This is a genomic window from Hymenobacter miniatus, from assembly GCF_016427455.1.
Lineage (GTDB): Bacteria > Bacteroidota > Bacteroidia > Cytophagales > Hymenobacteraceae > Hymenobacter > Hymenobacter armeniacus.
The window spans coordinates 170,623-193,188 of the sequence record NZ_JAELXR010000006.1 but is presented as its reverse complement, the minus strand read 5'-3'; the positions used below and the strand labels follow the sequence as shown (position 1 = coordinate 193,188).

Below are 22,566 nucleotides of genomic sequence, written 5' to 3'. Positions count from 1 at the left end.
GCGGTTTGCCACGTAGTGATATCGCCGGCGTGCGGCGCCGGCTTCACAAAAGGATAATGGCAAAAGTCAGTTCGGCACCGGGGCAAAGCCCTGGCCGGGCGTACCTTGCCGCGCCTACGAGCTAAGTAGTAGGCGTGCCGAACGAAATTATTTCGGCGGGGCTAGCTGATTTTGCGGCGGGCTCGTATATTTGTTTAACAATCGGCCACGAAAAGCTAAACAGCATGACTTCGCTAGAATTCACCTCGCAAGTGCAGAAGATTTCGCTCACCCTCCGGCCCGCCGCCATGAACTTGACGCGAGACGCTGATGATGCCAAGGATTTGGTGCAGGAAACCCTCCTCAAGGCCCTGCTCAACAAAGACAAGTTTAAAGCCGGTACCAACCTGAAGGCGTGGTTGTATACCATCATGCGCAACACCTTCATCAACAACTACAACAAGATTACCAAGCGCAGCTCCAACATCGATTCGACGGAGTATTTTCAGTATTTCAACACCGACCAGAACTACATCACCCACAACGGCGCGACGTCGGATTTTGTGGTGCGCGACATCAACGAGGCCATTGCCGGCCTGGGCACCGACTACCGCACGCCGTTCATGATGTACTACATTGGCTACAAGTACATGGAGATTGCCGAGAAGCTGCAAATTCCCATTGGCACCGTCAAAAACCGCATTCACATTGCCCGCAAGGAGCTGAAATCGGCCCTGCAGGTGTACGCGCCGGTGGGTGCCTCGGCCGCCGATGCCAGCGAAGTAGTTGAAGACTAGCCCTCGGCTGTACTTGCTTTGGCCGCCGGCCTTGTTGCTGCTCGCGCGGCGCGGGGCCGGCGGTCCGTTTTTCCGGCCGACTTTCGCTTATTCATTCATCCAGATTTTTTACTGCTTTTGTCTTCAGCCGCCGCTACCACTGCCGCCAGCGTTGCCGTCAATGCGGCAGTTAATGCCGCCCTTCATGCTGCCCGCACGCCCAACTCGGGCTCGCCGAAACAAGCCGTCGTCATCGGGGCAGGCTTTGCGGGGCTGGCCGCTGCCACCACGCTGGCCCAGGCCGGCTGGCGCGTCACCATCCTGGAAAAAAATGAAGGCCCCGGCGGGCGGGCGCGGGTTTTCCGCGCCCAGGGCTTCACCTTCGACATGGGCCCCAGCTGGTACTGGATGCCCGACGTGTTTGAGAAGTACTTCGCCCGCTTCGGCAAAAAAGTGGCCGACTATTACGAACTGGTGCGCCTCGACCCGTCGTATCAGGTAATCTTTCGGGGGCCCGAGGCGGTGGACATTCCGGCCCGGATGAGCGAGCTGCGGGCGCTGTTTGAGCGCTACGAGCCCGGCAGCGCCGCCCGCCTCGACGAGTTTCTGAAGCAAGCAGCCTATAAGTACGAAGTGGGCATCAACCGGCTGGTGTATGCGCCCAGCCGCTCCGTGTTGGAGTTTGCCGACCCCCGGCTGCTGGTCGACATGGTGCGCATGGACGTGCTGCAAAGCATGCACAAGCACGTGCGGCGCTTCTTCAAAGACCCGCGCCTGCTGGAGCTGGTGGAGTTTCCCATCCTGTTTCTGGGCGCCACTTCGGAGCATACGCCCGCCCTCTACTCGCTGATGAACTACGCCGACCTGGCGCTGGGCACCTGGTACCCCAAGGGCGGCATGCACAAGATTGTGGAAGGCATGGTGCGCCTGGCCGAAGAGCTGGGCGTAGAAATCCGCTACAATCAGGAAGTGACCGAAATAGCGGTGGCGAACGGCCGCAGCACCGGCGTGCGCACCGCCACCGGTTTCCTGGCAGCCGATGCCGTGGTGGCCGGGGCCGACTACCACCACATCGAGCAGGAGGTGCTGGCGCCCGAATACCGGCACTACGACGCCCAGTACTGGGATTCGCGTGTGATGGCCCCGTCGAGCCTGCTGTTTTACCTGGGCGTGAACCGCAAGCTCGACAAGCTGCGCCACCACAACCTGTTTTTCGACGAGGACCTGGGCCAGCACGCCCGCGAGATTTACGAGCAGCCGCAGTGGCCCACCAAGCCGCTGTACTACGCCTCGGTGCCCAGCAAAACCGACCCCACCGTGGCCCCCGAAGGCCAGGAGAACCTGTTTCTGCTCATCCCCGTGGCCCCGGACCTGCCCGACGACGAAGCCACCCGCGAGCGGTACTACGACTTGCTGATGGACCGGCTCGAAAAGCATTGCGGCCACCCCATCCGCGACGCGGTGGTGTACAAGCGCAGCTACGCCCACCGCGACTTCATGGCCGACTACCACAGCTTCAAAGGCAATGCCTACGGTTTAGCGAATACCCTTCGTCAAACGGCTATTCTGAAGCCCACATTGAAGAGTAAAAAAGTCAGTAATTTGTATTTCACCGGCCAGCTTACCGTGCCCGGACCGGGCGTGCCGCCCTCGTTGATTTCGGGCCAAGTGGTGGCGGGAGAAGTTTTGAAAGAAAATGGACCACGTTAAACTCTTCACCGACACCAGCCTGGCGTGCAGCAAACTCATCACGGGGCGCTACAGCACCTCGTTCACGCTGGGCATTCGCACGCTCGATGAGCGCCTGCACCTGCCGGTGTACGCCGTGTATGGGTTTGTGCGCTGGGCCGATGAAATCGTGGACACGTTTCACGACCATGACAAGGCCGCGCTGCTGGCCGACTTCCGCCGCCAAACCTACGAGGCCCTGGACACGGGCCTGAGCTTCAACCCGGTGCTGCACGCGTTTCAGCACGTGGTGCGCCGCTACGGCATCGACCGCGAGTTCATCGAAGCGTTTCTGCACAGCATGGCGCTGGATTTGGAAGACCAGAACTACCACCCCGACCTCTACAACGAGTACATCTACGGTTCGGCCGAAGTGGTGGGGCTGATGTGCCTGCGGGTGTTTTGCGACGGCGACGCCGCGCTGTTTGAGCGCCTGCGCGAGCCGGCCCGGCGGCTGGGGGCGGCGTTTCAGAAGGTGAATTTCCTGCGCGACATCCGCTCCGACTACGAGGAGCGGGGCCGCGTGTACTTCCCCGGCGTGGTGTACCAGCGCTTCAACGACGCCACCAAGAGCGAGATTGAGGCCGACATCAAGGCCGATTTTGAGGCCGCCTACGTAGGCATTCAACAGCTGCCGCGCTCGGCCCGCCTGGGCGTGTACCTGGCGTATGTGTATTACCTGAAGCTGTTCTATAAAATCAAAAAGCTGCCAGCGGCCCGCATTCTGGGCGAGCGGGTGCGCGTGCCCGACAACACCAAGCTGCTGCTGCTGCTGGGCTCGTATTTCCGCTACCGGCTATCGCGCATCTGAGCGGGGCGGCCGAGCCCGCCCATGCGGTGGCGCCTGAGCATGCTTACCGACAAGCTGAATTCTTTGAGGCCTGAACTAGTTTTGCCCATATGAATGCTTTATTTCGATGCGGCCTAAGCTTGCTGCTCGTGCCGATGCTGTGCAGCTTTGCTCCCGCGAGCGGCCCTGCTACGGCCCGCGTTTCCTTCTTCAATCCCTCTTTCCCGACCCTTTCCGTGGCTTCTCCTTACCACCCTTCCGTTCTTCGCCGCCACTACGAGCAGGCCGCCGCCGACAAAGCCGCGGGCGAAAAATTCTACAAGCTCCTGGCCGACTACAAGGACCGCGACGCGCTGGTGCTGGGCTACAAGGGCGCCGCCGAGGCCATCCGGGCCCGCGACGCGTCGATGTTCAACAAGCTGACCTACGTGCAGGACGCCGCCCGCACCTTCGAGCAGGCCGTGAGCTTGGACCCTCGCAACCCCGAAATTCGGTTTCTGCGTTTTTCGGTCGAAAGCAACCTGCCGGCCTTTCTGGGCCTGAGCAAGCACGTCGACGAAGACAAGGAAATGTTGCTCAACGCGGCCCTGAGCCACCCCAAATCGGGGCTCGATGCCGAGGCCTTCCGCACGGTGCGCAGCTTCCTGGTAGACCGCGGCCACGTAAGCGACGAGCAGGCCCAGCGCCTGAGCCGCGTGGCCGAGTAAACCTAAAACCGGTTTGCGCGGTTCTGACGTAGTTTTTGGCGCCCGCCAAAAACGTTTCCGGCGGTCACAACCTTAACCGTGGTTTCGCGGTTTGTCCTGACGTATGCCCCACTTGCACCTCAGCGTCCGCATCGACCCTAACTCCGGCTTTTGCTTTGGCGTGATTTACGCCATTCAAATGGCCGAAGACCTGCTCGACGAGCAAGGCTACCTCTATTGCCTGGGCGACATCGTGCACAACGACGAGGAGGTGCAGCGCCTCGAAGCGCGCGGCCTGCGCATCATTTGCCACGAAAAGCTGGCCGAGCTGCGCAACGAGGCCGTGCTCATCCGGGCCCACGGCGAGCCCCCGGCTACCTACCAGATGGCCATGGAAAACAACCTGACCCTGATTGACGCCAGCTGCCCCGTGGTGCTCAAGCTCCAAAACCGCATCAAGGCGAGCTACGACCGCAAGGAGAAAATATTCATCTACGGCAAGCACGGCCACGCCGAAGTGCTGGGCCTGCTGGGCCAGACCGGCGGCGACGCCGTGGTGTTTGAAAACCTCGACGAGCTGCTGCGCCACGAACTGCCCGAAAATATTACGCTCTACAGCCAGACCACCAAAAGCACCAACAGCTTTTACAACATCAAGGGCGAACTGGAGGGCCGTGGCTACCAGGTGAATGCCAACGACACCATCTGCCGCCAGGTGAGCAACCGCGACAAAGACCTGCGGCGCTTCGCCGCGCAGTTCGACCAGATTGTGTTTGTGTCGGGCACCAAAAGCTCCAACGGCAAGGTGCTCTACCAGGTGTGCAAGGAAACCAACCCGCAAACCCATTTCATCTCGAACGTGGGCGAGATTCAGCCGGAGTGGTTTCAGCCGGGGCAGTCGGTGGGCATTTGCGGCGCCACCAGCACGCCCATGTGGCTGATGGAGCAAGTGCGCGACCAGCTGCTGAGTTTGTAATTCAACCTCACGGTCTACGCGCTGTTGCCCATGCAAACTGCTTCCTATCCGTCGGCTTCGCCGCTCACCCGCCGGGTGGTGCCCGAGCCGCTGGGCTTGAAAGGCGTAGCGGTGGCCGCGACGGTGGGTGCAAGCTGGGCCGCGTTGCTAAGCTTTTTGCTGGCGTGGTACCAGCCCGACTGGCATAGCCCGGCGCCGTACCTGCTGGTGTTGCTCCAAACGCACCTTTATACCGGCCTATTCATTACCGCGCACGACGCCATGCATGGCTTGGTGAGCCCCAACAAACGGCTCAATAATGCCATTGGCACCCTGGCGGCCGGGCTGTTTGCCTATAACTGGTTTCCGGGCCAGTTGCCCAAGCACCACGCTCACCACCGCCACGTGGGCACGCAGGATGACCCCGATTTTCACGACGGCCGCCACCCCGGCTTCTTGCCCTGGTTCCTGCGCTTCGCCTGGAACTACGTGACTTGGTGGCAAGTGCTGCTGATGGCCGCCACCTACAACGCGCTCAAGCTATTTTTTCCGCAGGCCAACGTCATTGCGTTCTGGATGGTGCCGGCCATTCTGGCCACCCTCCAGCTGTTTTTCTTCGGTACCTATCTGCCGCACCGCGGCGAGCATGCGCCCGACAACCTGCACAAATCGCGCAGCCAGTTTCGGCACCACCTGTGGGCCTTTGTGAGCTGCTACTTCTTCGGGTATCACTACGAACACCACGACCAACCCTATCTGCCCTGGTGGCGGCTGTGGAAATCGAAGTAGTCCGGACCACGGATTCGACGGATTTTTTGGATGGGTCGGATTTTGTGGACGGCACGAAATAAAGTCGATTTATAAAACGAATGAATTAGAAAAGGCCGCCCCACAGGGCGGCCTTTCGCGTCTTAATCGACTGGTACTAAAAAGCGTCCACAAAATCCGACTCATCCGAAAAATCCGTCGAATCCGTGGTCCAGATTAGTGCACCGCGTTGGTTTTCTTGCAGCAGTCGGGCAGGCGGCTGTAGGCGCGGGCGTCGGCGGTAAGCTGGTCGGCGTCGTAGCCGGTTTTTTGCACGGCGGTGCGCAGGGCATCGGGCGTGGTTTTATCGGCTTTGTAGGTCACGGTGAGCACCTTGGTGGGCACGTCGAGTGTGGCCGACTGCACCCCTTTTTCATAAGCCAGGCTTTTTTCAAGGCGGGCTTTGCACATGTCGCACACGGCCGACGTTTTGAACTGCACGGTGGCCGTGCCGGCCGGTTTGGCCGAGGCGGCGGGGGAGGTTTGGGCGTGGGCGCTGGGCGAGGAGCTCAATAGCGCAAGCAGCGGCAGCAGAAGGAAGAATTTCATACGTCGAAAATTGAAGAAGCTTGGGTGAGGCAGCCATAACAAAATTGCTGCCGGAAAAATTAGCGAAAACCGGCGCGGCTACTCAATGCGGTAGCGCAGGCCCAGGTAGGTGAGGCGGCCATACACCGGCCCCCACGACATGGCCGCGTCGAAGGTGGGCCCGAACGGATTGGCGGCGCTCTCAATGGGATTGGCCTGGCGGTAGTTGGCCAGGTTCTCCACGCCCGCGTACACGTCGAGGCGCTTGAAGCCGCGGGTGAGCTGGGCGTTAAGCAGGGCGTAGCGCGGCGAGGTTTCGGGCGTATACTCTTGGCCCGTGCCGTGCACGTGGGTGCTGCTGATGTGCGCCAGCGGCCGTTGGCCGAACCACTGCACCGTGAAATCGCCCCGCCACTTGTCGAAAGCGCTGGCGTAGCCCAGGTTGAGGAAGCCGCGGTGCTTGGGGGTGAGGGGCTTGGGCAGCAGCACGCCGTCGTAGGTGGTGCGCACGTCGAGGTACTTGTAGGCCCCCTTCACTTGTAGGCCTTTCACGGGCTCTACCTGCAGCTCGCCCTGCAGGCTGCGGGCGAAGGAGCGCCCGCCGGCTCCCAGGTTGTCGATGAAGACGTAGCGCGCGGCCGTATACATGTCGGCCACTACTTGGTTGTCGAACTCGGTGTGGTAGTAGTCAACCACAAACGTGGCCGGCCGGCCCAGCACCGTGAAGTACTGCGTGGCGCTGCCGCCCACGTTCCAGGCGCGCTCGGGCCGCAGGTTTGGGCTGATGTTGAACTCGCGGGCGCTCACAAGCAGGGATGCATTATCGGCAATGGGGTTGGCCACGCGGAAGCCGCGGCCGGCGGCCAGGCGCAGCACGGTATTCTTGGCCACGTCGTATTTCACGTTGAGGCGGGGCGTCACCTGCCAGCCGTACAGATTGTGGCGGTCGGCCCGCAGGCCGGCCACCAGGGTCAGGTTGCGGCTGTTTTGGTAGGTGTACTCGGCGAAGGCGCCGGGCACCAGCTCGCGCCGGGTGAAATTCTCCTGCGGGCCTTCAAACAGATAGGTGCGGCCCGAGGTCAGGCGCTCCTGGTAGTCGTCGTACAAAAAGCTAAGGCCGGCCCGGTACACGTGCGCGGTGTTGCCAATCACGCTCTGAAACAGCAGCGTGCCCAGCCCCGTGCGCTGCGTGCCATTGTAGTCGCGCATGGAGCGGTTGGTCGTGGCCTTGGGCGGTAGGTTGGGCTCGTAAGTATATGTATCGTAGCCATACGAATAGCGCGAAGTGAAGTCGTGACTGGTGCCGCTCAGCAGCAGGCCCAGGCTCTGGAAGGGACGGCTCAGCCAGGTGTAGGAAGTTTTGGCGTAGCCCGTGTAGCGGGTGGTGGCCTGCGTGGTGCCGTAGTTGGCCAGGAAGGCCGCCTCGCCGGTGTCGCGGAAGCTCATTTGGCCCCCTTGCCGGGTTTCGCGCAGGGCGCCCAGGCCCACTTCGCTCACCACGCCGTGGCCCGACTGGTATTTCCACTTATTAAAGGCGTTGAACTGCGTAGCCAGCGGCAGGTCGAGAAAGCCGTCTTGGTTGCGGTCCACGCGGTTGCTGAGATGGTCGGAGTGCAGCAGCAGCACCGTGCTCCACTTGGGGTTGATGCGGGCCGAGGTGTTCAGGTTGAGGTCAAACTTGCCCAGGTCGTTGACATAGGCGTTGAACAACAGTTGGTCGGTTTTCTCGGGCTCCTTCAGCTTCACGTTCACCTGCCCCGAAATGGCTTCGTAGCCATTCACCACCGAACCCGTGCCCTTGATGATTTCGATGTTGTCAATCCACGGCCCGGCCAGGTAGCCCAGCCGGTAGGGCGCGGCCAGGCCCCGCAGCGCGGGCTGGTTGTCCACGGTCAGCAGCGAGTAGCTGCCGTCGAGGCCCAGCAGCTGAATCTGCTTGGCGCCCGACACGGCATCCGACGTCGTGACCTCCACCGAGGCGTTGGTTTCGAAGCTTTCGGCCAGGTTGCAGCAGGCCGATTTGGTCAGGTCGCGGCTCGAAATGACTTGCACGTTGGCCGGCGTCAGGGCCGAGTAGGAGGGGCCGCGCGCGGTCACGGTCACCTCGCTCAGTTCTTGGCCAGGGCGCAGGGCCACCCGCAGGTAGGGCGCGCCGGTAGCGGCCACGGCCACGGTGTCGGCGCGGTAGCCCAGGGCTTGCACCACCAGCCGCGACGCGGCCCGGGCAGGCCGGGTTATGGAGAATCGGCCGGACCCGTCGGAACTGGCCGTTACCACCGGGTCGGAAGCCTCGGGGGCGTCGAAAAGCCAGCGTAGCACGGCGCCGGGCAGGGGAGTGGCTTTGCCGGCTTCGGTTATTTCGCCGCGCACCGGCGCAATGGCAGCCGACTGGGCCCGCGCCCGTTGCGGTTGCAGGGCAATGATGCCCGCGAAGAATGCGAAAAGCAGCGGGTAAGCCCCGCAAATGGGTTTCATAAGTTCTGTAAGTTAAGGCATTCTGAAATATCACGGCCAACGCCGCGAACCCACCCGTGCCAACCGCCGAAGCAGCCGCGCACGGTCGTTTCAGAATTCCTAAACCACTAGCTTACAAACGAAAGTCAGCAGCGCGCGCCCGGCCTTGGGCGGGGGCGAAGCATCAGCCGCAAACCACCGAGGCGCGCTGCTGGTAATGCCCATGGGGGCATGTGCCAACGGCTGAAACCGCTCCGGCAGTACTGCCATGAACAGCGGCGCAGGCACCAAAATTTTAGCCGCCAGTTCGTGGGCCGGCGACGAGAGCTTGTGCAGCTGCTTGCTGAAATCGCAGCAGTTGTCCTTGGCCTCGGGCTTGGTGGGAGCTGTTTCGCCGGTGCAGCCGCGCAGCTCGGCGGGGCTGGCCACCGACACGGCCACGGTGCTCTGCCCGCTCATGCGGCACGTCAGGCGCTGCACCGTGAGGCCCACCGATGCGACGAGCACCAATGCCGAGAGCACTAAGCAGAAAAAGCGACGAATGCGGGAGTGTTGCACGGCCACAAAGGTACTATAGCGGATTTGGAGGCGGGAGTACACAACCTTGGCGCCGTGCGTTCAAGATTTCCACCTCTTCACTTCAGAAGTGCAAGCGCCCGCGCCGCTGGCTGGTTTTGCTGCCTCGACTTTTGCTACATGCAATACCGATACCACCACTCGGCTCGGCTTACCACCAAGAAACGCAGCGCTGACATTTTGTCCAGGGCTTCGGAAATTGCGTTAGCCATTACAGACATTTTTCTGGTTGGAGGCGCAAAAGAGCGGTTTTTGACCTTTCGAGGCGGTTTTGCATCTGTGGTAGAAAGTGGTAAAAGGTGGTTGAATTCTGCCGGGCTTCCCGTACATTTGCCCATGTCGCCTTTTTTCCTCCCTGGCGTCCCTGCCCATGAACCTGTTGTCCGGCGAGTACGAATGCAAGCTCGACCCAAAGGGGCGGCTTGTGTTGCCGGCCAAGGTGAAAGGCAACCTCCCCGAGCAATCCGGGAATCAGTTGGTGCTGGTGCGCGGGTTTGAACCCTGCCTGGTGTTATACCCGCAGGCTGCTTGGCGCGTCATACATGACAAGGTGATGGCCCTCGATGAATTCAATGAAGAGTACCGGCAGTTTCAGCGTAACTTTTTCCGGGGCATGACTGAAGTAGAGCTTGACACTATCGGCCGGTTTGTGTTGCCACGCAGCATGTTGCGCTACGCCGGAATTGAGAAAGAGGCCATAGTTGTCGGCCTGGGAAACCGTTGTGAAATTTGGGACCCCACCCGCTACGACGAGTTTCTCATCAAAGACCAGCAAAGCTTTAGCAAATTGGCGCAGAAGTTTTTATCCGTTGAAACGCCGCCGCAGAGCGGCCCCACCGCATGAGCGACTACGCCAACGACAGTGCTTACCACCGCCCCGTGATGCTGGCCCAGTGCCTGGCCGGCCTCGACCTGCGGCCCGACGGACGCTACGTGGACGTGACGTTTGGTGGGGGAGGGCACTCGGCCCGCATCCTCGAAAAGCTCAGCACCGGCCACCTCTACAGCTTCGACCAGGATTCCGATGCGGAAGCCGAGGCACAGAAGCTGGCGCGGCCCCAATTTACATTTGTAAAGTCAAACTTCCGGCATTTATATGCTGAGCTTGAGGGTATTGGCGCTTTGCCAGTAGATGGCCTGCTCGCCGACCTCGGCGTGAGCTCGCACCAGTTCGATACGCCGGAGCGAGGGTTTTCGACCCGCTTCGACGGGCCGCTTGACATGCGCATGGACCCCGACGGGCCCCTGACCGCCGCCGACATTCTGAACGATTACAAGGAGGCCGACCTGCACCGCATCTTCGGCATGTACGGGGAGGTAACCAATGCCCGCACGCTGGCTCAGACCGTGGGCGCGGCCCGCCGCGGCCGCCGCCTCGAAACCATTGCCGAACTCAAGCAGGCCATTCTGCCGTGCACGCCCCGCGGTAAGGAGAACAAGTATTTGGCTCAGGTTTTCCAGGCCTTGCGCATTGAGGTGAACCAGGAAATGCAGGCGCTGCAGGAAATGCTGCTGCAAACCGCCGACGTGCTGCGGCCCGGCGGCCGGTTGGTAGTGTTGAGCTACCATTCTCTGGAAGACCGGCTGGTGAAAAATTTTATCGCCAAGGGCAAGTTTTTTGGCGAGGTCGAAAAAGACTTCTTTGGCAATGAAAGCAAGCCGTTTGAGGCCCTGAACCGCAAGCCCGAAGAGGCCGACCCGGACGAAGTGGCACTGAACAGCCGCGCCAGAAGTGCTAAATTGCGGGTTGCCGTGAAACTATAAACACCCTTTCCGCCCAGACCGTGGCTGCCAACACGCTTAGACCTTCCGACGGCCCCCGGCGCGCCAACGTGCCGCGCGAGATGGCCGTGCCCGAGCCCGCCGTGCTGCCCGAAGCCGTGGTGGAAGAACTTCCGCCCGCCCCCGAGCCGGCGCCCGAACCCGCGAAACGCCCCCGCAAGCCGGCCCCCGAGCCGCGGCCGCGCAGCTCGTGGAGCTTGTTTTCGCTGCTCGACCGGGTGACTAGCGTCGACGGGTTGTTCCGGGAAGGGCTGCCGGTGCGCTACCTGCCCAACCTGCTGTTTATCATGCTGCTCACGCTGCTCTACATCGGCAATACGCACTACGGCAACCGCATGAACCGCAGCATTCAGCGCCTCAAACAGGAAACCGAAGACCTCCGCGCCGATTACACCACGCTGAAATCGGACTACATGGAAGCCAGCAAGCAAAGCGAGGTGGCCCGCAAAGTGGCCGCCTTTGGCTTGGTGGAAAGCTCCTCGCCGCCCTTCCGCATCACCGTGCCCAGCGGGCACCTCGACGCCGCCGAGTTGGAACTGATGCCCGTGCTCACGGCCGATACCTTGGCCGCTCGGGCCGCCCGTGACTCGGCTGCCGCGCTGCAGGCCGACCTGCTGGCCGGCCGCAAGCGCGGCACGGTAAGCAGCGAAGACTCCGGGCCCGAAATCATTGCCCCGCCCCAGCCGCTCAACGGCGACTCCGTGGCGACCGATGCCGCTCCGGCGCCCCGCTCGGCACCCGCTAAAGCTAAAAGCCCGGCCACGAAGCCGAACAGCAGCCGCGCCAAGTCGGCTGCCAAATCCGCGCCCAAGGCCAACACCCGCAAGCCCAACCGCCCCACGTCAAGCGCGGCCAAGCCCGCCGCCAGAAGCCACTCCCGATGAAAGGCAGCGTTAAAAAATCCATTGTTACGCGTGTGCGGCTGGCCTTTTTGGGCGTGGCCGTGTTTTCGTGCGCCATTTTCTGGAAGGCCACCAAAATCCAGTTTCAGGAAGGCAGCAAGTGGCGGGCGCTGGAGCAGGAGCGGCGCATCAGCTACCTGCCGGTGCCGGCCACGCGCGGCACCATCTACGCCGGCGACGGCAAGAGCATCATGGCCACCTCGCTGCCTTTCTACCGGGTGGCCTGGGACCCGGGCGTGGTCGACGACGACCTGTTTCGGGCCGAGGTCGACTCGCTGGCTTGGCACTTGTCGCATTTCTTCGGCGACCGCAGCGTGCAGGAATACAAGCGCCGCCTGAAGAACGCCCACGACGGCAAAGCCCGTTACATCCGGCTGAACTCGCGCCAAATCAACTTTCAGGAAAAGAAACAGCTGGCCAACTGGCCCATTTTCCGGGCCAAGCGCAACCGCGGCGGCGCCATTTTCGAGAAGGTCGACAAGCGGTTCCGTCCGTTTGGCGGCTTGGCGCAGCGCACCATCGGCTTCGTGAACGAAGAGCGCCACGGGGCCGGCCTGGAGTACACCTACGAGCAAAGCCTGGCCGGCAAGGCGGGCGAGGCGCTGTTTGAGCGCGTGCCCGGCGGCGTGAAGCCCGTGTACGACGGCACCGAAATCAAGCCCCAGCCCGGCTACGACGTGCAAACCACGCTCGACATCAACCTGCAGGACGTGGCCGAAAACGCCCTCTACAAGTCGCTGGTCGATAACAACGCCCAGTACGGCTGCGTGATTCTGATGGAAGTGGCCACCGGCGAAATCAAGGCCGTGGCCAACCTGGGCAAGGCTTCGGACGATACCTATAAGGAAGACTACAACTACGCTTTCGCCGACCAGGGCCGCACCGAGCCGGGCTCCACGTTCAAACTGGCCTCGATGATGGCCCTGTTTGAGGCGCGGCCCGCCATCACCCTCGAAGACATGGTGGACACCGGCAACGGCCGCATGTACGTGGGCGGGGCCGTGAAATCGGACTCGCACGGCTACGGCCGCATCACGGTGCAGCAGGTGTTCGAGAAATCGAGCAACATCGGCGTGGCCAAGCTGGTCGACAAGTACTTCGCCGGCAACCCCACCGAATACACCGACTACCTCAAGAAGTTCGGCCTCGACAAGCCGCTGGGCTTCCAGATGGCCGGCGAGGCGCGGCCCTACGTGAAAGACCCCGCCGACCGCAGCTGGAGCCGCACGTCGCTCACCACCATGAGCATCGGCTACGAGCTCAAGCTGGCCCCGCTGCAAACCCTGGCCTTCTACAACGCCGTGGCCAATGGCGGCGTGAAAGTGCAGCCCATGATAGTGCGCGAAATCAAGGTGGCCGACCAGGTCATTCAGCACAACGAAACCAAGGTGCTGAACCCCAAAATCTGCTCCGACGCCACGCTGGCCAAGGTGAAAGCCATGATGGAAGGCGTGGTGCTGGCCGGCACGGCCCGCAGCATTCGGCCCAAGGACTACAGCATTGCCGGCAAAACCGGTACGGCCTGGAAGTTCAAAAACGGCCAGTACACCAAAACGTATTCGACCAGCTTCTGCGGCTATTTTCCGGCCGACAAGCCCAAGTACAGCTGCATCGTGGTGGTCGACTCGCCCCGCAACGGCCGCATCTACGGCGCCGACGTGGCGGCTCCGGTGTTCCGCGAAGTGGCCGACAAGTGCATGGCCCGCGACCTGCTCAGCCAGCGCCCGCTGCTGGCCAAGGCCCGCCTCAACAAGAGCCACGTGCCGCTGGTGCGCGCCGGCATGCAAGACGAGCTGGCCCTGGTGTGCCAGAAGCTGGGCCTGGCCGGCAACACCCAGGCCACGGGCGGCGAAGAATGGGTGCGCGCGGCTTCCGATACCGCCTTCCACGCCCGCACGGTGGCGCTGGTGGTGAACCCCGTGCAAACCGGCCGGGTGCCCCTGGTGCGCGGCCTCACACGGCGCGACGCGTTGTTTTTGCTGGAAAACCGCGGCCTGCACGTGCGCGCCCTAGGTACCGGCCGGGTGAAGGAGCAGTCGCTAACGGTGGGCACGCCCATCAAGCGCGGCGACCTCATCACGCTCACGCTCGAAGAATCGGGCCCGCGCCTCGCAGCCCCGCAGGCCCTGCCCGAGCCCGAGCACACCGACCTGGCCGAGAACAAGCTGCTGGTGCCCGTGGAGCTGGAATCGGCCGCAAAAGCAGTGCCGGCCAAGCCTTCGGTGGCCGTGGCCAAAGCGAAAACCGCCGTTAAGCCGGCCACCAAGCCTGCTCCGGCGAAAGCCAGCGTGGCAAAGCCCCAGGCGCGCCCGACCGCTGCCCGTCAGCCCGCAACATCACCTAAAAAAGCTGCCGCGAAAGCCAAAGCTCCGGCCAGTTCCGCCGCCAAAGCCCCGAAGAAAGCGGCTGCCCCCAAACCCACCGTGCGCCGCACCTGACACGTAGGTAAAGGTTAAGAGTCAAAAGTGGAAATGGCAATGCTTTCATTATCAACTCTTAACTTTTAGCTCTTAACTCAACGAATGATTTCCCTGCCGCTCTTCTCTCTGCTCACCGACGTTGCCGTGCTCGCCCAGCACGGCCCCACCGACGTGCCCATCACCGGCCTCACCCTCGACTCGCGCGAAGCCGGGCCGGGCGTGGCGTTCTGCGCCCTGCGCGGCACCGCTACCGATGGGCATAATTTCATAGCAGGCGCGGTGGAGAAGGGGTTGGCGGCGGTGATTTGCGAGGAGCTGCCGGCCACGCTGAACCCGGCCACGGCCTACGTGCAGGTGAAGGACAGCGCCGAAGCCCTGGGCCACATGGCAGCCGCGTTTCACGGGCACCCCTCGCGCCAGCTCAAGCTGATTGGCGTGACGGGCACCAACGGCAAAACCACCTGCGCCACGCTGCTGCACAAGCTGCTGCGGGAACTCGGCTACCACGCCGGCCTGCTGAGCACGGTGCAGAATCAGATTGACGAAGAAGTCATTCCCAGCACCCACACCACTCCCGACGCCATTCGCCTGAACGCGCTGCTGGCGCGCATGGTGGCCGCCGGCTGCACCCACGCCTGCATGGAAGTGAGCAGCCACGCCGTGGCCCAGCACCGCATCACGGGCCTGCGCTTTGTGGGGGGCATCTTCACCAACCTCACCCACGACCACCTCGACTACCACGGCACGTTCGACAACTACCTCAAGGCCAAAAAAGCCTTTTTCGACGGCCTGCCCAAAACCGCCTTCGCCCTCACCAACGCCGACGACAAGCGCGGCCCGGTGATGCTGCAGAACACCGCTGCCCGCCGCGAAACCTACTCCTTGCGCGGCGCCGCTACTTTCCGCGCCAAGCTGGTGGCCAATGAAGTGCACGGCCTGCACCTCGAAATCGAGGGCCGCGAAATCCTGTTCCGCCTCATCGGCGTCTTCAACGCCTACAACCTGCTGGCCGTGTACGGCGCCGGGGTGCTGCTGGGCGAAGACCCCACGGAGGTGCTCACCATCCTCTCGGGCCTGACCACGGCCCCTGGCCGTTTCGAGCCGGTGGTGTCGCCTTCACAGGCCGTCACGGGCATCGTGGACTACGCCCACACGCCCGACGCGCTGGAAAACGTGCTGCAGACCCTGCACGAAATCCGCCAGCCCACCCAGCAAATCATTACGGTGGTGGGCTGCGGCGGCAACCGCGACGCGGCCAAGCGCCCCATCATGGCCAACCTGGCCGCCCGCCTCTCCAACAAAGTTGTGCTCACCTCGGATAATCCGCGCTTCGAGGACCCCATCGAGATTCTGGCCCAGATGCAGGCCGGCGTGACGGCCTCGGATGCAGCAAAAGTCCAGACCGTGGCCGACCGTCGCCAAGCCATCGAAACCGCGGTGCGCTTGGCCGGGGCCAACGATATTGTGCTGGTGGCGGGCAAAGGCCACGAGAATTATCAGGAAATTCGCGGCGTCAAAGCACCCTTCGACGACAAGTTGATTTTAACCGAAGTTTTTGCCGCGCAGGGCAAGTAGCCCCCGCGCTAACCGAATCTGAATGCTTTATTACCTCTTCCGTTACCTGCACGACCATTTCCACTTGCCCGGCACCGGGGTGTTTCAGTACACCACGTTTCGGGCCGGTCTGGCGGTAGTCATTTCCCTGCTCATTGCCCAAACGTTTGGGCACCGTCTGATTCGCGTACTCCAGCGAAAGCAGGTAGGGGAGAGCATTCGCGACCTGGGCCTGCAGGGCCAAAACGAGAAAAAAGGCACCCCCACCATGGGCGGCCTCATCATCATCCTGGCCATTCTGGTGCCGGTGATTCTACTGGCCCGGCTGCGCAACATCTACATCATCCTCATGATTCTGAGCACGGTGTGGCTGGGGCTGATTGGCTTTCTGGACGACTACATCAAGGTGTTCCGCAAGAACAAGGAGGGTTTGAGCGGCCGCTTCAAGGTGCTGGGCCAAGTGGGCCTGGGCATCACGGTGGGCTGGGTGCTGTTCTACAGCAACGAAATCACCGTGCGCGAGTACCTGCTGCCCAACGGCCAGTACTCGGCCATTGAGGCGACCAAGTTTTTCAAAGATGTGCACCTGATGATTACCACGGTGCCTTTTATGAAAAACAACGAGCTGAATTACGGCGACTTGTTTGCCACGGCCGGCTCGCTGTTCAACGGCCTCTACGGCCTGCTCTACATCCCCATCGTCATCTTCCTTATAACGGCCGTGAGCAACGGCGCCAACATCACCGATGGCCTCGACGGGCTAGCGGCCGGCACCTCGGCTATCATCGGCATCACGCTGGCCATCTTCGCCTTCGTGAGTGGCAACGCCTTGCTGGCTGATTATCTGGACGTCATGTTTATTCCGGATTCGGGCGAGCTAGTCATTTTCTGCACGGCCTTCGTGGGGGCCTGCATCGGCTTTTTGTGGTATAACAGCTACCCGGCGCAGGTATTCATGGGCGACACGGGCTCGCTGGCGCTGGGCGGCATCATCGCCGTGCTGGCGCTCATCGTGCGCAAGGAATTGCTGATTCCAATTCTGTGCGGCGTGTTTCTGATTGAGAACCTGTCGGTGATGGTGCAGGTGGGATACTTCAAATACACCCGCAAAAAGTATGGCGAGGGCCGCCGCTTGCTGCGCATGTCGCCGCTGCACCACCACTACCAGAAATTGGGCTACCACGAGTCCAAAATCGTGTCGCGCTTCTGGATTGTGGGCATCCTGCTGGCCGTCATCACCTTGGTTACCCTGAAACTGCGCTAAGCATGAACATCGTCATCCTCGGAGCCGCCGAAAGCGGCGTAGGCGCGGCCCTGCTGGCACAGGCCAAGGGCCACACGGTGTTTGTGTCGGACCGCGGCGCCATTCAGGCCGATTACAAAGAGCAACTTACCCAAGCCGGCATCGAGTTCGAAGAAAGCCAGCACACGCTGGAGCGCATCCTGCAGGCCGAGGAAGTTATCAAGAGCCCTGGCATTCCGGAGAAGGCGCCGGTTGTCCAGGCGTTGCGGGAGAAGAACATTCCCATCATTTCGGAAATAGAATTCGCCGGCCGCCACACCCGGGCGCGGTGCATCTGCATCACGGGCACCAACGGCAAAACCACCACCACGCTGCTCACCTACCACCTGCTGAAAAGCGCGGGCCTGAAGGTGGGCTTGGCCGGCAACGTAGGCTTTAGCCTGGCCGAGCAGGTGATTGCCGACGAGCACGACTACTACGTGGTGGAGCTCAGTAGCTTTCAGCTCGACGACACCTATGATTTCCGGCCGTGGGTATCGGTGCTGCTCAACATCACGCCCGACCACCTCGACCGCTACGGCTACTCGCTCGAAAGCTACGCCCAAGCCAAGCTGCGCATCACGCGCAACCTGGACAGCAGCGGCGCCTTCATCTACAACGCTGACGACGAAGTGACCGGCAAATATTTCCAGTCGGCCTTTCTGGAAACGCGCCTGCTGCCCTTCAGCCTACACCATCGGCGCGACGTCCAGTTGGCTGGCTACTATACCGAGGAGCACAAGCTGTGCACCAACCTCGCGCCCGGCCTCGATGAAGACAGCGGCGTGGAAGTCAGCACCGCCAACTCTCCCCTCATCGGCCAGCACAACCGCCAGAATACCTTGGCCGCCGTATTGGCGGCCCGCGTGGCCGGCCTCGAACCCGAGCAGATTGAAGCCGCCCTGGCCACCTTCCAAAACGCCGACCACCGCCTGCAACTGGTGGGCGAAATTAACGGCGCGCGCTACATCAACGACAGCAAAGCCACCAACGTGGAAGCCGCCTGGTACGCCCTCGACGGCATTCACCAGCCTATTGTGTGGATTGCGGGCGGCACCGACAAAGGCAATGACTACAGCAGCCTGCTGGGCCTGGCCGAAAGCCGCGTGAAAGCCCTCATTTGCCTGGGCGTCGACAACAGCAAGCTGCGCGCCGCCTTCGGCCACGTGGTGCCGCACCTGGAAGAAACCCAACGCATGACCGACGCCGTGGCCCGCGCCGCCGCCCTGGCCGCCCCCGGCGACGTGGTGCTGCTCTCGCCCTGCTGCGCCAGCTTCGACCTGTTCAAGAATTACGAAGACCGGGGCCGGCAGTTTGCCGCCGCCGTTGAAAAACTGAGCGCAAGCTAGCGGCTCGCGCTAGTCCGTTTCCGCCCCAATTTCCACATCACCATCTTACCTTTTTACCGATGGAAACCGCAAAAAGCTGGCTGCAGCGCAACCTCAAGGGCGACCCCATTCTGTGGGCCATCGTGCTACTGTTTTCCGTCATTAGCATAGCTGTGGTATACTCCGCCACCGGCACCCTGGCATATAAAAATGAACTCCGTGGACGCCCTGGTTCGGCAGAAATGATTGTGCTGAAACACAGCAGCCTGATTGTGGCGGGGCTGGCCTTGATGTGGCTAGCGCACCGCGTTGATTATCGGAACTATTCACGAATGGCACTGTATGCGTTATTACTGTCTGTACCTATGCTGCTAATAACGTACTTTCTGGCGCCGGTCAACGGAGCTTCTCGCTGGATGACAATCCCCGTGATTAACCAAACCTTTCAACCTTCCGACTTGGCCAAGCTTGCGCTAATTTCGCACCTAGCCAGTATGCTCAGCCGTCGCCAGCAGCATTTACAGGATTTCTGGAGTACGCTTTTCCCGGTAATGCTGTGGGTGGGCATCATCTGCGGCCTGATTGCTCTGACCAACGCCTCTACGGCTTCCTTACTGTTTGCTACCTGTCTGCTGCTCATGTTCATCGGGCGCGTGCCCATCAAGCAGATGCTGGTGATGGTGGTCATCGGGGTGGCGGTGGGCGGCACGGCCCTGGCCAGCGGCCAACGCTGGAAAACAGTGCAGTCGCGCCTCGAAAATTTTTCCGACCCGACCAAGAAAACGCCCTTCCAGCTCGAACACAGCTACATCGCCATTGCCACCGGCGGCATTGCCGGCAAAGGGCCCGGCAAGAGCACCGAGCGCAACATCCTGCCGCACCCGTATTCCGACTTCATCTACGCCATCATCATCGAAGAATACGGCCTTGTGGGCGGGGCCACGGTGCTCTTGCTCTACCTGGCCTTCCTGTATCGAGGGCTAAAAACGGTGATGAACAGTTACGGGGCGTTTGGCGGGCTGCTGTCGGCGGGGCTTAGTTTTAGCCTCGTGATGCAGGCGCTGGTGAACATGGGCGTGGCCGTCGGGCTGGGCCCCATCACCGGCCTGCCGCTGCCCTTGCTGAGCATGGGCGGCACCTCGCTTATTTTCACCGGCATCAGCATCGGCATCATCCTGGCCGTAAGCCGCGGCGAGCGCGAAGTGCGCCCCATGACCGGCGAACCCGACGACACGGCGCGCATCCCAAGCCAGCGTGCCGCGTATGCCTAGCGACTTCGGTAAAAGGTAAAAAAGAACGTCATGCTGAGCTTGTCGAAGCATCTTTACCGGAGCAGTAACTGATTACTCTTCGCGGTAGAGATGCTTCGGCAAGCTCAGCATGACGTTCTTGTCCCGACGCAATTCCCCACATGAACCATACTCCCCTCCGTTTCATCATTTCCGGCGGCGGCACCGGCGGCCATATTTTCCCCGCGGTGGCCATTGCCAATGAAATTCGCCGGCGCCTGCCCGATGCCGAAATCCTGTTCGTGGGCGCCAACGGCCGCATGGAAATGACCCGCGTGCCCGAAGCCGGCTACAACATTGTGGGCCTCGACATCACCGGCCTGCAGCGCCGGCTCACCCCGCAAAACCTCTTGTTTCCGGTGCGCGTGTTTCGCTCCGTGCGCAAAGCCGGCAAATTGATTGAGCAGTTTCGGCCCGATGCCGTGGTGGGGGTGGGGGGCTATGCTTCGGCGCCGGTATTGCTGGCGGCCACCTCGCGGGCCATTCCCTCGCTCATTCAGGAGCAGAACTCCTATGCTGGCTTAGTAAATAAGCTACTGGCCAAGCGCGTGAACAGAATTTGCGTGGCCTACGACGGCATGGAGAAGTTTTTTCCGAAGGAAAAGCTCGTCCTGACCGGCAACCCGGTCCGCACCGAAATAGCCAGCGGCGACCGCGCTGAAGCCCTGAAATTCTTCGACCTCGACCCCAATAAGAAAACCCTGCTGGTGATAGGAGGGAGCCTGGGGGCCCGCACCCTCAACCTGGCCACGGCCGCCGCCATTGCGCGTCTGCGCGACGCCGGCATCCAGCTTCTGTGGCAAACCGGCAAGCTGTACTTTCCCGAAGCCCGCCAGCAAGCCGACCAGCCCAACAACTTGCACGCCCTCGAATTCATTCAGCGCATGGATTTGGCCTACGCCGCGGCCGATGTGGTCATCAGCCGTGCGGGAGCCTTGTCGGTTTCTGAGCTGTGCCTCACCGGCAAAGCCAGCATCCTGGTGCCCTCGCCCAACGTGGCCGAAGACCACCAAACCAAAAACGCGCTGGCCCTGATGAGCAAAGGCGCTGCCGTGCTCATCACCGACGAGCACGCCGCCGAGCGCCTCTACGACGAAGCCCTGCGCCTGCTCGCCGACCCCGAGCGCCAGCAGCAGCTCAGCCTCCGCGTGCGCGAGCTGGCCCGGCCCCACGCCACCGCCACCATCGTCGATGAGCTGCTGAGCCTGGTAAAGAAGTAACGCCGCATAGGTAAAATTACGGCTTAAACCGCAGTTTTAGCCCATTCTGCCCGTTTGGCCTCTACCTTTGCACTTTCATTATCGACGGCCCTTGGAGCAGTTTCCCTACGTTTTTTTCCTCGGCATCGGCGGCATCGGGATGTCGGCGCTGGCGCGCTGGTTTCGGGCCAACGGCCACCAAGTGAGCGGCTACGACAAAACCGAAACGCCGCTCACGCAGGCGCTGGCCGCTGAGGGAATCGCCATTCACTACGCCGATGCGGTGGAGAACATTCCGCTGGAAGTGCGCGAAAACCGGGACCGCACTCTGGTGGTGCTCACGCCCGCCATCCCGGCCGATAGCCAGGAATGGGCGTGGCTGCGCGAAAACGGCTACGACATCCGCAAGCGCAGCCAGGTGCTGGGCGTGCTGACGCAAGGCCGCTACACCATAGCGGTGGCCGGCACGCACGGCAAAACCACCACCAGCAGCATGGTGGCCCACCTGCTGCACCACGCCGGCCTCGACGCCGGCGCCTTCCTGGGCGGCATTGCCGTGAACCTGGGCAGCAATTTGCTGCTGCCCGCCACGCCGGCTGCCCCCATTGTGGTAGAAGCCGACGAGTACGACCGCAGCTTCCTGACCCTGTTTCCGGACGTGGCCATCGTCACGAGCACCGACGCCGACCACCTTGACATTTACGGCGACCAGTCGGCCCTGATTGAGTCGTTCCGCCGCTTCGTGGCCCAACTCAAGCCCGGCGGCACCCTGCTCATCAACCACACCGCCGACCCCAGCGTGGCCGCTGCCGTGCCGGCCGGTACCCGCGTCATCCGCTACGGCCTCAGCGCCGGGCAGGGCCCCGAGCTGTTTGCCGCCAACATTTCGGCCGAAGGCCACCAGTTTCACTTCGACCTGCACGGGCCCCAGGGCATCGTGGCCGACCTGAAACTGGCCGTGCCGGGCTACCACAACGTGGAAAACATGCTGGCCGCCGCCTGCGTGGCTCAAATTCAAGGCGTTGAGCCAGAAAAATTGCGCGCCGCCGTGGCTGCGTATCGGGGCGTAAAACGCCGCTTCGAGTTCGTGGTGACAGCGGGCCAAAACGTCTATCTGGACGATTATGCCCATCATCCGCGCGAAATAGAGGCTTTTTTGCGCTCGGTGCGTGCCCTGTACCCGGGCAAACGCTTGCGCGTCATTTTTCAGCCCCACCTGTTCACCCGCACGCGGGACTTCGCCGAAGGCTTTTCAAAAAGCTTAAGCATTGCAGATGAGGTATTTTTGTTGGATATTTACCCAGCCCGCGAGAAGCCGCTGCCGGGCGTTACCTCCGACATGCTGCTGGCCAACATCACTGCTCCCACCAAAGCCATCCTGACCAAGGAAGAAGTCCTCCGGGGGGCGCAATCTGAAACGTCCTTTGACGTTCTGGCCACGGTGGGCGCCGGCGACATCGATACCCTCGTGCCCCAGCTGCGAACCCTTCTCACCGAACGCTGGAAATAGCCCATCGCCGGCTAGCCCGGG

At 61.9% G+C, this 22,566-nt stretch carries 19 protein-coding genes; 16 read left to right on the top strand and 3 right to left on the bottom strand.

The annotated features are described in order from the left end of the window. The first annotated feature begins 224 nt into the window (after window positions 1–224). The 6 genes from JAO73_RS11595 (at window position 225) to JAO73_RS11570 (ending at window position 5,703) form a co-directional block, all read left to right on the top strand. Window positions 225–776: a sigma-70 family RNA polymerase sigma factor gene (locus tag JAO73_RS11595; RefSeq protein ID WP_190924386.1), complete on the top strand. Its 552-nt coding sequence runs from the start codon at window positions 225–227 to the stop codon at window positions 774–776. A 231-nt stretch (window positions 777–1,007) separates the two neighbouring features. Next, on the top strand, window positions 1,008–2,465 hold the full coding sequence (crtID, locus tag JAO73_RS11590) for a bifunctional phytoene desaturase/3,4-desaturase (protein WP_198977313.1): 1,458 nt from the start codon (window positions 1,008–1,010) through the stop codon (window positions 2,463–2,465). Continuing rightward, window positions 2,452–3,294 carry a phytoene/squalene synthase family protein gene (locus tag JAO73_RS11585; protein WP_198977198.1) on the top strand — a complete coding sequence of 281 codons (843 nt, stop codon included), beginning with the start codon at window positions 2,452–2,454 and terminating at the stop codon, window positions 3,292–3,294. The genes crtID and JAO73_RS11585 overlap by 14 nt, the downstream gene beginning before the upstream one ends. A 215-nt stretch (window positions 3,295–3,509) precedes the next feature. Further along, window positions 3,510–3,980 carry a hypothetical protein gene (locus JAO73_RS11580; protein WP_198977197.1) on the top strand — a complete coding sequence of 157 codons (471 nt, stop codon included), beginning with the start codon at window positions 3,510–3,512 and terminating at the stop codon, window positions 3,978–3,980. A gap of 103 nt (window positions 3,981–4,083) precedes the next feature. Continuing rightward, on the top strand, window positions 4,084–4,935 hold the full coding sequence (locus JAO73_RS11575) for a 4-hydroxy-3-methylbut-2-enyl diphosphate reductase (protein ID WP_190924392.1): 852 nt from the start codon (window positions 4,084–4,086) through the stop codon (window positions 4,933–4,935). 30 nt (window positions 4,936–4,965) lie between these two features. Continuing rightward, window positions 4,966–5,703: a fatty acid desaturase gene (locus JAO73_RS11570; RefSeq protein ID WP_198977196.1), complete on the top strand. Its 738-nt coding sequence runs from the start codon at window positions 4,966–4,968 to the stop codon at window positions 5,701–5,703. A gap of 195 nt (window positions 5,704–5,898) precedes the next feature. Here the strand turns inward: JAO73_RS11570 and JAO73_RS11565 are convergent, their stop codons facing one another. From JAO73_RS11565 to JAO73_RS11555, 3 genes are all read right to left on the bottom strand, one after another. Beyond that, a complete protein-coding gene (locus JAO73_RS11565) occupies window positions 5,899–6,270 on the bottom strand; it encodes a heavy-metal-associated domain-containing protein (RefSeq protein ID WP_198977195.1) in 372 nt (123 codons plus the stop codon). Between the two features lie 78 nt (window positions 6,271–6,348). Next, a complete protein-coding gene (locus tag JAO73_RS11560; protein WP_198977194.1) occupies window positions 6,349–8,724 on the bottom strand; it encodes a TonB-dependent receptor in 2,376 nt (791 codons plus the stop codon). Window positions 8,725–8,823: 99 nt separating this feature from the next. Continuing rightward, complete coding sequence (locus JAO73_RS11555) at window positions 8,824–9,261, bottom strand: HYC_CC_PP family protein (protein ID WP_198977193.1); 438 nt, start codon at window positions 9,259–9,261, stop codon at window positions 8,824–8,826. A 388-nt stretch (window positions 9,262–9,649) separates the two neighbouring features. Between JAO73_RS11555 and mraZ the strand changes: the two genes are divergently transcribed. From mraZ to murC, 10 genes are all read left to right on the top strand, one after another. Then, the gene (mraZ, locus tag JAO73_RS11550) at window positions 9,650–10,123 is read left to right on the top strand and encodes a division/cell wall cluster transcriptional repressor MraZ (protein ID WP_198977192.1); all 474 of its coding nucleotides are present in this window, start codon (window positions 9,650–9,652) and stop codon (window positions 10,121–10,123) included. After that, window positions 10,120–11,043, top strand: coding sequence for a 16S rRNA (cytosine(1402)-N(4))-methyltransferase RsmH (gene rsmH / locus JAO73_RS11545; RefSeq protein WP_198977191.1), 924 nt, complete (start codon window positions 10,120–10,122; stop codon window positions 11,041–11,043). Before mraZ ends, rsmH begins: the two co-directional genes overlap by 4 nt. Window positions 11,044–11,063: 20 nt before the next feature. After that, entirely contained in the window at window positions 11,064–11,945 is an 882-nt protein-coding gene (locus JAO73_RS11540; protein WP_198977190.1) for an FtsL-like putative cell division protein, read from the top strand. 32 nt (window positions 11,946–11,977) lie between these two features. Beyond that, a complete protein-coding gene (locus JAO73_RS11535; protein ID WP_317191223.1) occupies window positions 11,978–14,401 on the top strand; it encodes a PASTA domain-containing penicillin-binding protein in 2,424 nt (807 codons plus the stop codon). 84 nt (window positions 14,402–14,485) lie between these two features. Continuing rightward, entirely contained in the window at window positions 14,486–15,958 is a 1,473-nt protein-coding gene (locus JAO73_RS11530) for a UDP-N-acetylmuramoyl-L-alanyl-D-glutamate--2,6-diaminopimelate ligase (RefSeq protein ID WP_198977188.1), read from the top strand. Between the two features lie 22 nt (window positions 15,959–15,980). Next, window positions 15,981–17,201, top strand: coding sequence for a phospho-N-acetylmuramoyl-pentapeptide-transferase (mraY, locus tag JAO73_RS11525; RefSeq protein ID WP_198977187.1), 1,221 nt, complete (start codon window positions 15,981–15,983; stop codon window positions 17,199–17,201). Between the two features lie 2 nt (window positions 17,202–17,203). Beyond that, window positions 17,204–18,568: a UDP-N-acetylmuramoyl-L-alanine--D-glutamate ligase gene (gene murD / locus JAO73_RS11520; protein ID WP_198977186.1), complete on the top strand. Its 1,365-nt coding sequence runs from the start codon at window positions 17,204–17,206 to the stop codon at window positions 18,566–18,568. Between the two features lie 59 nt (window positions 18,569–18,627). Next, window positions 18,628–19,818, top strand: a complete 1,191-nt coding sequence (locus tag JAO73_RS11515) for an FtsW/RodA/SpoVE family cell cycle protein (protein ID WP_198977185.1) — start codon at window positions 18,628–18,630, stop codon at window positions 19,816–19,818. A gap of 140 nt (window positions 19,819–19,958) precedes the next feature. Then, window positions 19,959–21,056: an undecaprenyldiphospho-muramoylpentapeptide beta-N-acetylglucosaminyltransferase gene (gene murG / locus JAO73_RS11510; RefSeq protein WP_198977184.1), complete on the top strand. Its 1,098-nt coding sequence runs from the start codon at window positions 19,959–19,961 to the stop codon at window positions 21,054–21,056. A gap of 91 nt (window positions 21,057–21,147) precedes the next feature. Next, the gene (gene murC / locus JAO73_RS11505) at window positions 21,148–22,545 is read left to right on the top strand and encodes a UDP-N-acetylmuramate--L-alanine ligase (protein ID WP_198977183.1); all 1,398 of its coding nucleotides are present in this window, start codon (window positions 21,148–21,150) and stop codon (window positions 22,543–22,545) included. Window positions 22,546–22,566: the final 21 nt, after the last annotated feature.

Bases quoted from the DNA above. Each gene is read 5' to 3' on its own strand.
- JAO73_RS11595 (WP_190924386.1), top strand. From the start codon at position 225: ATGACTTCGCTAGAATTCACCTCGCAAGTGCAGAAGATTTCGCTCACC.
- JAO73_RS11585 (WP_198977198.1), top strand. From the start codon at position 2,452: ATGGACCACGTTAAACTCTTCACCGACACCAGCCTGGCGTGCAGCAAA.
- JAO73_RS11575 (WP_190924392.1), top strand. From the start codon at position 4,084: ATGCCCCACTTGCACCTCAGCGTCCGCATCGACCCTAACTCCGGCTTT.
- JAO73_RS11570 (WP_198977196.1), top strand. From the start codon at position 4,966: ATGCAAACTGCTTCCTATCCGTCGGCTTCGCCGCTCACCCGCCGGGTG.
- JAO73_RS11565 (WP_198977195.1), bottom strand. From the start codon at position 6,270: ATGAAATTCTTCCTTCTGCTGCCGCTGCTTGCGCTATTGAGCTCCTCG.
- JAO73_RS11560 (WP_198977194.1), bottom strand. From the start codon at position 8,724: ATGAAACCCATTTGCGGGGCTTACCCGCTGCTTTTCGCATTCTTCGCG.
- mraZ (WP_198977192.1), top strand. From the start codon at position 9,650: ATGAACCTGTTGTCCGGCGAGTACGAATGCAAGCTCGACCCAAAGGGG.
- rsmH (WP_198977191.1), top strand. From the start codon at position 10,120: ATGAGCGACTACGCCAACGACAGTGCTTACCACCGCCCCGTGATGCTG.
- JAO73_RS11530 (WP_198977188.1), top strand. From the start codon at position 14,486: ATGATTTCCCTGCCGCTCTTCTCTCTGCTCACCGACGTTGCCGTGCTC.
- mraY (WP_198977187.1), top strand. From the start codon at position 15,981: ATGCTTTATTACCTCTTCCGTTACCTGCACGACCATTTCCACTTGCCC.
- murD (WP_198977186.1), top strand. From the start codon at position 17,204: ATGAACATCGTCATCCTCGGAGCCGCCGAAAGCGGCGTAGGCGCGGCC.
- JAO73_RS11515 (WP_198977185.1), top strand. From the start codon at position 18,628: ATGGAAACCGCAAAAAGCTGGCTGCAGCGCAACCTCAAGGGCGACCCC.
- murG (WP_198977184.1), top strand. From the start codon at position 19,959: ATGAACCATACTCCCCTCCGTTTCATCATTTCCGGCGGCGGCACCGGC.